The sequence below is a fragment of the Candidatus Mycobacterium methanotrophicum genome, from assembly GCF_023515995.1.
Lineage (GTDB): Bacteria > Actinomycetota > Actinomycetes > Mycobacteriales > Mycobacteriaceae > Mycobacterium > Mycobacterium methanotrophicum.
Genome location: NZ_CP097320.1, coordinates 3347025 through 3360413 on the forward strand (window position 1 = coordinate 3347025; position 13389 = coordinate 3360413).

The window sequence follows — 13389 nt, forward strand, 5'->3', positions numbered from 1 at the left end:
CAACGTGCATTCTTCTGACGGACGCAGCGTAATGCCTCATGTAAATATGCCCGCGAAACCTGATCCATGCCTCACGTAGGAATGCCCGCGAAATCAGGGTCAGCTGGCCGTCTTGTTCGTGGTGCGGATGCCGGATCTGACGTCGGGCAGGGCGGCGGGTATAGAGGCGAGGTAGAGCTGCTCGGTCTTGTCCTTGGCGGGTCTGAGCAGGGCAGCCTGCAGGTCGGCGATCTGGCGGGCGATCGCGGCCGGGTTGAGGCTGTGTCGGTAGGTGAGCAGCTCCGATTTCTGCGCCGCTGAGAGGACCCCGGCGGCCAGCAACCGGTCCAGCGGGGTCATGGGCTTGTCGTAGAGCCGGCGGCGTTGACCGTCGCGGCTGCAGCCGTAGCCGATGGGTTTGATGGTGGGGGTCAGGTAGTTGAGCCGGTCGTTGACCAGGTGCCAGAGCCGGTTGAGCACCGCGCGTTCCTCGTCGGTGTCGTAGCGGTAGTAGAATCCGTATCGGCGCACCAGGTGGTTGTTCTTGGACTCGATCGTGGCCTGATCGTTCTTCTTGTAGGGCCGTGAGCGGGTGAAGAAGATCTCCATCTGCGCCGCCCACTTGATGACAGCCTTGTTCAGGAACTCGGTCCCGTTGTCGACGTCCAAACCGGTTACCTCATAAGGTATTTCATGCACTCCTGCTTTCAGTGCGCCCAGGATGTGGGTGTTGGCGTTGTTGCGCACGGTGCGGGTGAACACCCAGCCGGTATGGACATCGGTGAGGTTGAGGGTGCGGGCGAACTCGCCTTTGAGTGTTGGGCCGCAATGCGCGACCGTATCACCCTCGAAGAAACCGGGTTCGTCTTCTACCTCATCGCCAGCCCTGCGAACCTTGATCGAATTCCGCAGCAGCGGTGAGGGTGTCGTCGTCGAAACACCACTGATCTGGTCCCTGGCCTTCGCCGGCGCCAGATAGCGGTCAATCGTCGCCGCGCTCATCTCCAGCAGCTCGGCACGCACGTCCGGGCTGTAGCGGTCACGACCGAAGGCCAGCTCATCGTGGCGTTGCAGGCCGTCGAGCTGCAAGCGCATCGAAGCAGCCAAATACTTCCCGCACTGCCCACCCGAGGCGGCCCAAACCCTTTGCAGCACCTTGAGCGCGTCGTAGGAAAACTTCACAGCCCTGGGCTTGCGGGGCCGCTTCGCCACATTGCGCCCCGGCCCCGGTGGCCGCTTTGCCGCTGCCGTGAGCCTGCGGCGGGCGTTGTCGCGCGACCAGCCCGTCACCTCAACGATCTGGTCCAGAATCTGCCCCCTGTTCTTCTTCGAGGCCTTCACATACGCCTTGGCGTACCTGGTGGTGATCTCGGCACGAGACGTCATCGACAACCCACATTCCATGCCTAACGACGGTCACCGTTTCGCGGGCATTCTTATGTGAGGCACCGAGGGTGTTTCGCGGGCACTTTTCGTGAGTCAAGTCGCGGGCTATCTTTTAAATTTATTTATGTTATAGTTGATTCTGAGCGTAGCCTAATCGCGCGCGCTTGAAAAAAGAAAGAAGTTAGCATGACACAAGGAACCGTGAAATGGTTCAACAGCGAGAAGGGTTTCGGCTTTATCGCTCCTGACGGCGGCGCAAAAGATGTGTTCGTCCACCATTCAGAGATCCAGGGTGACGGTTTTCATTCCCTTGATGAGAATCAACGGGTGCAGTTTGAGATCGTCCAGGGACCCAAAGGTCCTCAGGCGGTGGGAGTTAGCTCCGCCTAGCGACTCGGCATGAAAACCCCTGGGGCTGATCGCCTGTCGTCCTTCTAATCGACTGGTTCTGTCATTTGTCGGCCCTAGGGGTGTCCGAAAACACCTGTCCCCCGGCGGATCCGCTAAGCGGCGGAAATCCAAGTAAGGCGAGCGGCGCCTCAGCGGCGTCGCGTCATCTGTGCTGCGCCGTGGACTACTCGGGAATCGCCCTGGACAGCCGCCGGCGCCTTCGCGAACTCAGGCCCGATCGATCCCTGCCTTCGCTGACGTGCGGCTCGCGACGCCATTGGCGGACTGCTGCTATTGCTGACTTGAGCCCGCGGCGGCGCCCAGTCGCTAGGTCGATCCCGGCGAAATCTGGTTCCAGCACGGTAAACATCCCCTCGCTGCGGGTCTCCGGGGCATCGTCGGCGGTGTCGCGCAAATAACGGTCCGGCAGCGACAGTTTGGCGATGGTGCGCCACGTCTTGCCGTACTGCACCGGGAACGAACCCGTGGTGTAGGGGAGGTCGTACTTGTCGCAGACTTCCTTGACCCGCACCGAGATCTCGTGCAGCCGGTTGCTGGGCAGATCGGGGTAAAGATGATGCTCGATCTGGAGGCACAGATTGCCGCTCATGAAGCGCATCACCGGCCCAGCGGCAAAGTTCGCGCTACCGAGCATCTGTCGCAGATACCAGTGCCCCCGGGTTTCCCCGATCATGTCGGTAGCAGTGAATTTCTCTGCGCCATCAGGGAAATGCCCGCAGAAGATCACCGCGTTGGCCCAGACATTGCGGATCAGGTTGGCCACCGCGTTGGCCTTGAGGGTCGATTTGTAGGTCGCCGCCGGCGACAGCGCGGTAAGCGCCGGGAACGCGACGTAGTCCTTGACTACCTGCCTTCCGGCCTTGACCGAAAATTCGCGCATCTGCTGAAGGGTGATCTCCCGGTCCGGGTCAGCCTTGAAGACTTTGGCGTAATCGATTGTCTGCAAACCAATTCCCCACTCGAAACCAAGCGCGAGGACAGCGTTGAAGAGCAGGTTGCCGATATTGGAGAGCTCCCAGGGCTGGTCACGGGTGACTCGCAGGACGAAGTAACCGACATCGTCGTCCATGCCCAAGATGTTGGTGTACTTGTGGTGCTGAAAGTTGTGACTTAAGCGCCAGTGTTTGGATACCGAACTCATGTCCCATTCCCACGTCGATGAGTGGATCTCGGGGTCGTTCATCCAGTCCCACTGGCCGTGCATGACATTGTGGCCGATCTCCATGTTCTCGACGATCTTGGCCAGACCGAGGCTCACCGTTCCCGCCCACCACGTAGCGCGCTTCGAGCTGCCGGCGAGCATGAGCCGGCCGGCTATCTCAAGGGCACGCTGCGTGGCGATGGTACGGCGGATGTAGCGTGCGTCGCGCTCACCACGGGAATCCTCGATATCCAGCCGGATCGCGTCCAGTTCAACGGCCAGATTCTCGATATCTGCGTCGGTCAGGTGAGCGAATGCCGGAATGTCGGTAATCGCCATCGTTGGCTCTCTTTCATCGAGCTTGTATGTCGTGTTTGCCGGCGTCATCGGCAAGAAAGAACTCCGAACCAGCGCAGCCGGTCGGCAGACCACCTGCCAGCGCGCCTAAGCGACCAGCAAGGCCGCTACCTGGATGGTTTGATACGACAAAACAGCTGGCCGCCGACTTCGCCGGCAGATTGTTGACGGTTTTACGGTTCCTTCTGGGGACTCAGGTGTGATGGTCCTCCGAATTCCCGGTTGATGAGCGGTATGTGTAGGCTGTCCCGGAATGAAGCGGGGTAGACATAGATATTGGGATGTTCAGCACTCGCAGGCGCTCATCAAGTTAAGCGGCGTACAGCCAAACTCGCTTCCCGACTGGCTGATGGACTCAGCGCCGCCAACGCTACGCCTCTCGCGGACCCCAAGCTAGTTACCCACCTAGTGGCCCCTAGTGGCCGGAGGGAATCGCACCCTCCGATGCCCACCACGTGCAGTCCGGCACGGTCAACGGGTGTGCTATTCGGACTGCCCGTGACGGAACCCGGTGCTCAGAGGTTTGGTCGCTGCGCCCGCCCGCGATATCGGCGCGCCTTGCTGGGCGATTGCCCGCGAGTATGTACAGTCGGCGTGTCTGACATGCTCGAGGCCTTCCTTCGACCAGAGCGATGAAGCATCTGGGGTGTGCGTGAGAAGGGCGCGCTCCGCCCCACCAGCCATCGGCCCCGCTCGTGGGCGGCGGACTCCTACCGCAGCGACATCAGTGTTGACGCGTCCGCAATCTCGCTCAACGTCGCGCGACTCAACACCGGCGCGTTGGTTTCACACATGCTCGCAAGTCCGCCTTCAACGCCGGGAAGCACGGTCACAGGGCCAACCGCGGCGCCGTAGCCAAAGGAATCACACCTTGAGCAAGTTCACCGAAACCATGTACGGCACAGCGCAGTCCAGTTCCCGGGGTCTGGTGACCGGGGAGCCCCACTGCCCCGTCCGGCATACCTGGGGCGAAGTGCACGAGCGAGCCCGTCGGATCGCGGGCGGGTTGGCCGCGGCCGGCATCGGCTGGGGTGACGCCGTCCCGCTACTGGCCGGCGCTCCAGCCGAGATCGCCCCGGCCGGGCAGGGCGTCTGGATGCGTGGTGCCAGCCTCACCATGCTCCACCAGCCCACTCCACGCACCGACCTGGCGCGCTGGGCCGAGGAAACTACCGCTGTCATCAAGATGATCGGTGCCAAAACGGTCGTCATCTCCGATCCATTCGTGACGGCGGCGCCGTTGCTGTCCCAGCTGGGTACGCGGGTGCTGACCATCGAGCAGCTACTCGACAGCAGACCGATCGATCCCGTCGACACCGATGACGACGACGTCGCGCTGCTGCAGTTGACATCGGGGTCTACCGGCGCGCCCAAGGCCGTACAGATCATCCAGCTTACGGCATGGCCGAAACGACCGTGGCGGTGTCATTCTCCGAGTGCGGCGCAGGCCTCGTGGTCGATGAGGTCGACGCAGACCTGCTCGCCGTACTGCACCGAGCCGTCCCGGCGACCAGGGGGAAAACCCGCCGCCTGACCACGCTTGGCCGTCCGCTGAAGGGGCTGGAGGCCCGTGTCGTTGACGACGACGGCAACATCCTGTCAGCGCGGGGCGTCGGCGTCATTCACGTGCGCGGCGAACCGGTGACCGCGGGCTACGTGACGATGGGCGGTTTCGTTGCGGCTCAGGACGAGCACGGTTGGTATGACACCGGCGATCTGGGCTACCTCACCGAGACCGGCCGCGTCGTCGTCTGCGGCCGAGTCAAGGACGTGATCATCATGGCCGGTCGCAACATCTACCCGACCGACATCGAACGCGCCGCCGGGCGCGTCTTGGGGGTCCGCCCCGGCTGCGCGGTGGCGGTGCGCCTGCATGCCGGACATTCGCGGGAGACGTTTGCCGTCGCCGTAGAGTCCAAGAGCTGGCGAGATTCCGCCGAGGTGCGCCGAATAGAGCATCAAGTGGCCCACGAGGTGGTTGCCGAAGTCGATGTTCGGCCCCGCAACGTTGTTGTGCTCGAGCCGGGGTTGGTTCCGAAGACGCCTTCGGGCAAGCTGCGGCGCGCCCATACCCTGGCACTCGTCGACTGACTTCTTCGGGACGCGCCGGAGAGTAAGTTCGTCGTATCAAGAGTGCATGGGGAGGAAGGGGATATTGACCGATTTCGACGCCCAGTCCGGTCGCAACACGCCACCACAGCCCGAACCCTCCCCCGCGCAACTGGAAGCAGACGAGGCTGAATTGTATGCCGGGCTTCGCGGAGTGGCCGGGATCGTGGCTGGCGCCCAAGGGGTGATCGACGTTCTCCACGACGTGGCGCAGTACGCCGCCCTGGCGATTCCCGGCGCCGACGGCGTGGGCGTGGCGTTGATCGACCCGCGACACGGCGTGTCGAGCGTCAGGAACTGGGCGGCGACAGCCGGACTGATCCAGGAGATCGACACAATTCAATACGACGAACTGAACGAGGGCCCCTGCATCACCTGTATGCAGTCGCGGCGACCCACAGTAAGCGGATCGCTGGGCGCTGACAGCCGTTGGCCGCACTTCGGTGGCCGGGTCGCCCGAATGCGCGTGCACTCCGCGCTAGCGCTGCCGTTAATCGTCGACGATCAGCTGATCGGTTCGATCAATGCCTATGCCGGAAGCCGCGACGCGTTCGGCGAACACGCCGTGCAGTTGGGCTCCCAGTTTGCTAGACCCGCTGCGGTATCGGTGCACAACGCACAGTTGTTGGCCAACGCCCATGACCGGACGATGCGGTTGCAGCGCGCATTGGACAGCCGCGCAGTGATCGATCAGGCGATCGGCATCATCCGCAGCCGGTCGGGAAGCACCGCTGACGAGGCCTTCGGACGGCTCGCACACATCAGCCAGACCGAGAACATCAAGCTGCGCGCCGTCGCTGAGCGACTGGTAGAGGAGGCCGTGCGGCGCGCCCGCGCGCGGCATCGCTGAACCCGTCAGTGCGGTGGCGCGGGCAGGAGGTCAGCGATCTCGGCCACGAGTGCCGGGCGAGACTGCCTATCGCTCATCAATTTTCGGGCGACATCAGTCAGATGTTCGTTTGTGGTCCGGGCGTAGGTGCGCAACAGGCGGAATGCCTCCTCCACCGACACATCAAGCATTTCCCGCAGTAAGCCCTTAGCCTGCTCGATGATGACGCGGCTGATCAGCGCGGAGCGTAGTTGCGGCATGACCGTCGAGGGTGTGGGCGAGTGCTCCTGGAGGATCGCGACGCATGCGATGTGCGTCAGGGTCTGGCCGACGAGTAGATCGGCCTGGTTGAGCTCGCCCGGACGGGTGCCGAACAAACCGAGCGCTCCCAACACGATGCCGGCGGCGCGCATCGGAACGGCGTGTACGGAGGCGAAGCCGGCCCCGACCGCGGCCGGAACGAACCGCGGCCACCGGCCTGCTGCCCGTTGAACGTCGGCAATCGAGACCGGTTGGCCGGTGGCGCAGCAGTCCACACATGGACCCTCGTCGGCTTGCAGCTGGAAGAGTTCGAGTTCGCGGGCCTGCTCCGATGTGGCGGCCAACAGGCGGAGCCGGTGTAGGGGGTCGGCGAGCAGAAATCCCGCGGCCTCGACGTCGAGGAGCTCAGCGCATCGCTCCGTGAGCTCGGTCACCAGGTCGACGACGTCGAAGTCGTCGAGCAGGCTATCGACGAGTGAGACGACGGCGTCTAGCACACGAGATTCACGACAAACGTCAGTCACGTCGCCCTCCGTTCTGGGTTGTTGCGGTCTGTGCGAGCCGGCATCAGTCGGCCTCGAGCGTCAGTCGGCGGTCGAGGATGTCGCGAGCGACGTCTGTGGCGCTACGGCCCTCGGTATAACCGTGGGCGCGCAGCCGGACGAGGGCCTCGGCCGGCTCAACGCCCAGTTGGGCGACGAGCATGCCAGTGGCCTGGCTAACCTCCGAGCGGCTTAGGGTATTGAGTTCGGCCCAGGCATTGCTGGCGGGGTCAGCGACGGCGGCCTGCATGTCGGCGTCCAAGAGGTCCAGAAGCGGGATGGCTGCCAACTCTGCGGCGGCGACGGCGCCGACCAGATGCTTGCCCCCCAATGGGCCCGGCTCCGCGCGAAAGAGGTCGAGGGCGCCGACGAATTCGCCGGCCACCACGACCGGTATCGCATAGACGCTCCTGATCTGGTGGGCCAGCATGGCGGGCCGGTACGCGGGCCACCGAGCCTCTTCGGGATCCTCGAGGTCGACGACCAGAATCGGAATCCGCCGTGTGACCGACTCCAGGCACGGTCCCTCGCCGAGAGTGAACTGCAGTTCGTCGTACTGGCGCGCGGCCGGGCTGCTCGATCCCATAGTTCCGCTGTTGGTGCCGTCGAAGACGAGCGAAATCGCTGCTGCGTCAACGTGCAGGAGCATCACGCAGGCGTCGCATAGACCGTCGGCGGCTGCTACCCCACGGTGGCCGTCGACGGCGGCGAGGAACCGCTCGTGGATCTCCACACTTAGCCGACCACGTTCCGGGCAGCCGTACGGGCGCCCGGGGGTCTCGGCGCGAACGTCATCCTCTTACCCTGGCACTAGTCGGGGTGTTTTACGAGCGAGGCCGCTGTGTGATTGACCCGCAGGCTCGGTTCGGCCACCCGGGTAAATCTGTGATTGACCCGGGCGGGCTCGGGCGGACAATGCTCAGGGTGACGCCGAGACGGCCCCCAGGGGAAGCAATGCGATTCCTCCCCGACGTCAACGACCGGGATTCCTCGCAAGAAGCGGCTGAACATGCAATCGAACAGATGCCGCTGTCGGAAATCCGCGAGGGCGGCATGCTCCAAGCTCCGGCCTCTGGCAAGTGGATCAAGGCTGGGGGAACCGCCGACGGCACGATGAGCGTCGCGCACGACTGCTCCGACGAGGATAGCTATCGCGTCTACTACTACGGCGATTACTACGGCGATGGGGCGAGAAGATCGATTCCCGGTTCGTTACGGGCCTCGTCAATCGCCAGATCAGAGAGTAATCGCTCCCGAATGAATTACGTTGTGTTGCAACCTAATTCGGGTAGGCCAGCCTTCAGAACGCTGTCACGATGCTGTGGTGAACCGGCGAACTAACTCGTCGTCTCCAAACGTTTTCGTGTGCTGGAGCCCCTTGGCGTCGCGCCCGAAAAATGTCCACTGCCCCGGACTTTTCTGAGGTTCGCTGATTAGCTTGACCGTATATCGCTGATCCGTGGACTTCGTCGTGCCGATGATGTCGCCGACTCGGATCTTCGACGGATGAATCTCGGGTGCATCGCACCAGTTCTGTATGGCCATGCCACCCATTTCCTTTGTTTCCATCAGACTACCCCTGCGCGGCATCGGATGCCGACAATCACGCCTTGGGCCTGCCCCCGACCGGCGCCGGGATTCTCCTCTAGTGACGCCGGAGAAAAGGCAAGGTGGCGCAACGCTGCCCCGGCCAGCGAGCCGGACCCCCAAACGGAGTCTTGTCAACTACCCGGCCATGAATGGCCAGGCTTGCAGCTGTTGTTCGTGGCTGGCTGCCGCGCTTCACGCCGCGCTGGGGACCGTTGACTGGGCCCAGGTGTTTGGTGCTCGTAGCGCGATGTTACCCGCTGGGTTTCGACGACGGCGCGACCTACTCGACGGTCTGCGACATGATCGGGACCGACCCGTGCAGCGCGCCGCTGCAGGTGCTGACGACGCCCGAACTGATCCAGCAGGGCCCGAGCAGTCTCACCGGCGCGTCGGACGTCGTCCTCGCCGTGGAGAACGAAATGAACGGCGATCCAGGCGCTATCAGCGCCGAGCACCCGTTGACGATTTTCGGCTACTCGCAGAGCGCCACCGCGGAGTCGATCGCAATGACCCGACTCGAAGAAGCCGGCGTCCCCCAGCAACGATCTGCACTTCGTGTTCATCGGCGACCCCTCCCTGCCGGGCGGCATATGGCCCAACCTGGAACCAGACATGGACACGATATTCGGCTCGAGCCTGACGAACACTATTCTCACGGATCTCGGCTTTGACGCCGTCCTGGGCAACGTGACGCCGGATGATCTCTATCCAGCGACCATCTACAGCCTGGACACCGATCCGGTCGCCAACTTCCAAGACGTCTTCGATAGCAAGGGCCTGTTTAGCGCACTGCTGGACATAGTCGGCCCGCACGTGGAATACGTGGGGTTGACACCGACGGAGGTCGCGGATGCGACCACGTCGACCGAGGGCGACCTCACCCTTGTCAACATCGCCGACAGCGACGTCAACAACTTCGACGCCTGGATAAGCGCGGTATTCGAGCACGGCGCTGCTGGCAGCGGACTGCTCGAGAGCGTATTGGACTCGCTGCAATTGTATTTGACGAATACGTTCTGACGCGAAGATTGGTCAGACTGTTTCCAGGACGAATTACGTAGCGTCAGAATACAATTCGCAGTCAAGTCACCTCTGACTTACACAAAATTCGTGACAGGCTCGGGCGTGCGCGCGGGCCGCCTGAATCCGTGGCAGGTGGACGGCGTCGATGCGCGCATCGACCAGCCGCCACAGCGTGGCAGTGGAACCCACGCCACTGCGGTCAGCCAGGACGCTCAGGGAGATCACCGGTGGGCCGCATCCCTTGCACGCGAAGCCATCCTCGCCGCGCTCGATCGCCACTCTGCCGGCCTTAACGCTGGCTAGTTTTGCGCGGTGCGGGCGGAGCTGACCCGCGGATAAACGGTAGATGGGATCGATCGTCGCAGTGGCCGGCAACGCGAGCGGGAATCAATGTCGAGCGTTGCTGCGATCGCGCCCCGTAGTGGTGATTTCGTGAGCGCAGCAACGACGTTGGCCGCTGATGGTACCGGCACCGCTGCTCACGGGTGGCTGAGAACACCGGGCGCACTCCCAGAAACCGGGCGCGAGTGCGAGTCCGGGACCTCCAGCACCTACACGGCCATCCCGCGGTGGCCATGCCTGTGTCACAGCGCGGCCCGGCCCGCCAGCGCAACACTTTGATCCTGCTCACCGGAGCCACCGCTGACGCCGAGACCACCGACGATGACGCCATCGCGGCTCAGCGGAACGCCGCCGGCGAAGATCGCGACTTTGCCACCGTTGGTGGTGTGGATTCCGAAGAACTGTTGTGTTGGTTGCGAGTTGTCGCCGAGGTCCTTGGTCTGGATGTCGAATGCCCTGGAAGTCCACGCTTTGCTGATGGAGATGTCGATGCCGCCGATCCATGCGCCGTCTTGTCGGACGTGCGCGATCAGGTTGCCGCCGGCGTCGACGACGGCGATATTCATCGGCTGCCCGATCTCATCGGCCTTTTTCCCTGCTGCTGCGATGATCGTGCATGCGTCGGCGAGGGTGAGGTGCGACATGCGTCTCCTTCGTTTGGGTTTAGCCGGGGACGCCTCAAACCGAGACGTAGCCGTTGGGGTTGAGGACGTATTTCGTTGCGGCGCCGGCGTCGAACTCCGCGTAGCCGCGGGGCGCGTCGTCCAGCGAAATGGCGGTCGCGTTGACAGCCTTCGCGATGGCGACCTTGTCGTGCAGGATCGCCATCATGAGTTGACGGTTGTACTTCATGACGGGGCATTGGCCGGTGGTGAAGGACAGCGACTTGGCCCATCCCGTGCCGAGACCGAGTGACAGCGTGCCGACCTTGCTCGCCTCGTCCGCGGCGCCGGGGTCGCCCGTCACGTACAGACCGGGAATACCGATCGCTCCGCCGGCAGCGGTGATCTCCATCAAGGAGTTCAGTACTGTCGCGGGCGCTTCGGCGGCATTGGCGCCGTGGCCCTGGCTGCGGGCCTCGAAACCAACGGCATCCACAGCCGCGTCGACCTCGGGAACGCCGAGCAACTGAGCGAGCTGATCCGGGACTGAGCCCGCTCCGACGTTGATCGTCTCGCAACCAAAACTTCGTGCTTGCGCAAGGCGGCTCTCGTTGAGGTCGCCGACGACGACCACTGCGGCGCCTAACAATTGGGCTGAGACGGCGACGGCCAGCCCGACCGGTCCCGCGCCGGCGACGTAGACGGTCGAGCCGACACCGACGCCGGCTGTCACCGCACCATGGAAACCGGTCGGGAAAATATCGGACAGCATCGTCAGGTCGAGGATCTTGTCCAGCGCCTGGTCGCGGTCGGGGAACTTCAACACGTTCCAGTCGGCATAGGGCACCAGCACGTACTCGGCCTGTCCGCCGACCCAACCACCCATATCGACATAGCCGTAGGCGCTGCCGGGACGATCGGGGTTGACGTTGAGGCAGATGCCGGTCTTGCCCTCCTTACAGTTTCGGCAACGTCCGCAGGCGATGTTGAACGGAACTGAGACGATGTCGCCCACTGCGACGAACTCGACGTCGGAGCCGACCTCGACGATCTCGCCGGTGATCTCGTGCCCGAGAATCAGTCCGGTCGGCGCCGTCGTCCGACCGCGCACCATGTGCTGGTCGGACCCGCAAATGTTCGTAGTGACGGTCTTGAGGATTACCCCGTGCGGGACTTTTCGCCCGACGTTGGCGGGATTGACTCCGGGGCCGTCCTTCAGTTCGAAAGTGGGGTAGTCGATGTCGACTACATCAACTAATCCCGGGCCCTTGTAGGCGACTGCTCTATTCCCTGACACGTTGCCCCTCCTCGCGGGTGTTCTCATCGAGCCTGGCCGGCGCCTTCGGGTAGCGCGATCATCGTTCGGGACGGTCCCGACCACCCGAACGGGCGGTTACGGCGGCGAACTTCCATAGACTTTCACATCACCAAATACATCGATACGGCCAGGCTCCCACAAAAGCAGCCTGAAAACTCAAGACAAGTCTCAACAAGTTGGCGACAAAGGGTCCCCGAGTCTGCGGAGATGAATCCATCAGGCCAGGTGAGTTCGGCCGCCCGGGTGCCACTGACGGTTCTGGACAAGGTGGCTTCGGTGCTGGCCGCGCCGATGTCGGCGATCGCAAGGTCAGTCTCAGACCTTGTCGCGCCCAACGTCCCGCACTCAGCGCCGCTCATCCTGTCGGTTGCGGACGTCGGTCACCCCGTCAGTACTTCGGGCGATGCGACCATCACTGCAGCGGCGACCCTGCAGGAGCTGCGGGCTATCCGCGACCGCATCCCGACCGGTCAGCACCTGCGGTACGACGCGCTGCTTGCTCGCGAGTCACGGCCGGTGCTCGCGGCCGTCGCCCGCACCGACGCGGTCCTCGTGCTCACTGACCCCGAGGGCCAGCTGGTCGCACGCCTGTGGGAGATCGTTGCCCTGCGAATTCAGCACCACGCGCGCGAAGCGTCACCGACCTACCTCATCGAGTCGAGGGCGGCCGCAAGCGTACGGGCCCGGGCGGTCAACGATCTCACGGACCACCACACGACGACCCTCGAATCGCTGCTCGGTGTCCTGCGCTCGACGAACCTCGATGACCGCGGGGCACGCCAGACAGCCACCATCCTGGCGACAGAGGCAGTGGTTCGCCTACGAACAGCGACCGACCAGATCTTGACGTACACCGAGGAGCCAGTCACCTGTGCGTTTGCACGTCTGCGGGACGATCTGCGGCCGTTGGTGACGTATCGCGACGTCGACGTCCAATTCGTGGAGCCACCAGTCGACGGACGCGCCCCGCCAAGTGAGATCGCACACGGAGCACGGGCAGTCGTCCGGGACGCCATCCTGGCGGTCGCCGACCAGGACGGCGTCAACAGGATTCGCGTTCAATGGGATTGCGACGGCAAGAATCTCTTGATTGACGTGCGCGATGACGGGCCTGGTCGGCTATCGCTGAAGAGTCCCCAGCTCCAACCACTCCAGCAGCGCGTCACGGCGCTCAACGGGCGGCTCGGCGTAAGCGCTACCAGCGGTTGGGGATCGCAGATGTGGGTCGTCATGCCGCTCGATCCGCCGCCCCTCCTCCACGACCAATCACGCCTGGCAAGTCTCAGCCCACGCGAGCACGAAGTGGTCGGGGGCGGGGCGTGGTGTGCGACGTTCACTGACGCGCAGGTCGTTCACCATCGCGCACAGCGTGTGGTCCCAGCGTGGTCCTCGGAAAAGGCGCAGTGCCGCCGGATCTGCAGCTGCTCGGAGCGAAGCGCGCTAACACTGTGTCGGCATTCTGCAGTACTATTCGAACGTTCCGAAAATTAATTCGGATA

At 63.5% G+C, this 13389-nt stretch carries 12 protein-coding genes and 1 pseudogene; 6 read left to right on the forward strand and 7 right to left on the reverse strand.

The genetic code is table 11. The features are described from left to right. Positions 1–99 precede the first annotated feature (99 nt). The gene (locus M5I08_RS17265; protein ID WP_249762798.1) at positions 100–1365 is read right to left on the reverse strand and encodes an integrase catalytic domain-containing protein; all 1266 of its coding nucleotides are present in this window, start codon (positions 1363–1365) and stop codon (positions 100–102) included. Between the two features lie 186 nt (positions 1366–1551). On the opposite strand from M5I08_RS17265, the gene M5I08_RS17270 reads away from it, so the two are divergent. Continuing rightward, positions 1552–1755 carry a cold-shock protein gene (locus M5I08_RS17270; RefSeq protein ID WP_219070142.1) on the forward strand — a complete coding sequence of 68 codons (204 nt, stop codon included), beginning with the start codon at positions 1552–1554 and terminating at the stop codon, positions 1753–1755. 184 nt (positions 1756–1939) lie between these two features. Here the strand turns inward: M5I08_RS17270 and M5I08_RS17275 are convergent, their stop codons facing one another. Further along, positions 1940–3256, reverse strand: a complete 1317-nt coding sequence (locus M5I08_RS17275) for a fatty acid desaturase family protein (RefSeq protein WP_219070140.1) — start codon at positions 3254–3256, stop codon at positions 1940–1942. A 910-nt stretch (positions 3257–4166) separates the two neighbouring features. Between M5I08_RS17275 and M5I08_RS17280 the strand changes: the two are divergent. Continuing rightward, positions 4167–5365, forward strand: a pseudogene (locus M5I08_RS17280) (AMP-binding protein). A 64-nt stretch (positions 5366–5429) separates the two neighbouring features. Then, positions 5430–6233, forward strand: a complete 804-nt coding sequence (locus M5I08_RS17285) for a GAF and ANTAR domain-containing protein (RefSeq protein WP_219070138.1) — start codon at positions 5430–5432, stop codon at positions 6231–6233. A gap of 5 nt (positions 6234–6238) precedes the next feature. Here the strand turns inward: M5I08_RS17285 and M5I08_RS17290 are convergent, their stop codons facing one another. The 3 genes from M5I08_RS17290 to M5I08_RS17300 all read right to left on the reverse strand — a co-directional run bounded on the left by M5I08_RS17290 (position 6239) and on the right by M5I08_RS17300 (position 8560). Beyond that, positions 6239–6997: a GAF and ANTAR domain-containing protein gene (locus M5I08_RS17290; protein WP_219070136.1), complete on the reverse strand. Its 759-nt coding sequence runs from the start codon at positions 6995–6997 to the stop codon at positions 6239–6241. Positions 6998–7040: 43 nt separating this feature from the next. Further along, on the reverse strand, positions 7041–7664 hold the full coding sequence (locus tag M5I08_RS17295; RefSeq protein WP_370328655.1) for a GAF and ANTAR domain-containing protein: 624 nt from the start codon (positions 7662–7664) through the stop codon (positions 7041–7043). 662 nt (positions 7665–8326) lie between these two features. Further along, positions 8327–8560, reverse strand: coding sequence for a hypothetical protein (locus M5I08_RS17300; RefSeq protein ID WP_219070144.1), 234 nt, complete (start codon positions 8558–8560; stop codon positions 8327–8329). A gap of 600 nt (positions 8561–9160) precedes the next feature. Here M5I08_RS17300 and M5I08_RS17305 point away from each other — a divergent pair. Then, complete coding sequence (locus tag M5I08_RS17305; RefSeq protein ID WP_219070132.1) at positions 9161–9625, forward strand: hypothetical protein; 465 nt, start codon at positions 9161–9163, stop codon at positions 9623–9625. A gap of 90 nt (positions 9626–9715) precedes the next feature. Further along, the gene (locus M5I08_RS17310) at positions 9716–9931 is read left to right on the forward strand and encodes a hypothetical protein (protein ID WP_219070146.1); all 216 of its coding nucleotides are present in this window, start codon (positions 9716–9718) and stop codon (positions 9929–9931) included. Between the two features lie 281 nt (positions 9932–10212). Here M5I08_RS17310 and M5I08_RS17315 read toward each other — a convergent pair whose 3' ends face one another. Beyond that, the gene (locus tag M5I08_RS17315; RefSeq protein WP_219070130.1) at positions 10213–10614 is read right to left on the reverse strand and encodes a GlcG/HbpS family heme-binding protein; all 402 of its coding nucleotides are present in this window, start codon (positions 10612–10614) and stop codon (positions 10213–10215) included. 34 nt (positions 10615–10648) lie between these two features. Then, positions 10649–11869 carry a formaldehyde dehydrogenase, glutathione-independent gene (gene fdhA, locus M5I08_RS17320; protein WP_249762867.1) on the reverse strand — a complete coding sequence of 407 codons (1221 nt, stop codon included), beginning with the start codon at positions 11867–11869 and terminating at the stop codon, positions 10649–10651. Positions 11870–12097: 228 nt separating this feature from the next. Here fdhA and M5I08_RS17325 point away from each other — a divergent pair, with 228 nt between their 5' ends. Beyond that, positions 12098–13381 carry a sensor histidine kinase gene (locus M5I08_RS17325; protein ID WP_219070126.1) on the forward strand — a complete coding sequence of 428 codons (1284 nt, stop codon included), beginning with the start codon at positions 12098–12100 and terminating at the stop codon, positions 13379–13381. Positions 13382–13389 lie beyond the last annotated feature (8 nt).

Coding starts and splice junctions, on each gene's coding strand:
- M5I08_RS17265 (WP_249762798.1), bottom strand. CDS start 1,365: ATGACGTCTCGTGCCGAGATCACCACCAGGTACGCCAAGGCGTATGTG.
- M5I08_RS17315 (WP_219070130.1), bottom strand. CDS start 10,614: ATGTCGCACCTCACCCTCGCCGACGCATGCACGATCATCGCAGCAGCA.
- M5I08_RS17275 (WP_219070140.1), bottom strand. CDS start 3,256: ATGGCGATTACCGACATTCCGGCATTCGCTCACCTGACCGACGCAGAT.
- M5I08_RS17270 (WP_219070142.1), top strand. CDS start 1,552: ATGACACAAGGAACCGTGAAATGGTTCAACAGCGAGAAGGGTTTCGGC.
- M5I08_RS17300 (WP_219070144.1), bottom strand. CDS start 8,560: ATGGCCATACAGAACTGGTGCGATGCACCCGAGATTCATCCGTCGAAG.
- M5I08_RS17325 (WP_219070126.1), top strand. CDS start 12,098: ATGAATCCATCAGGCCAGGTGAGTTCGGCCGCCCGGGTGCCACTGACG.
- M5I08_RS17295 (WP_370328655.1), bottom strand. CDS start 7,664: ATGCTCCTGCACGTTGACGCAGCAGCGATTTCGCTCGTCTTCGACGGC.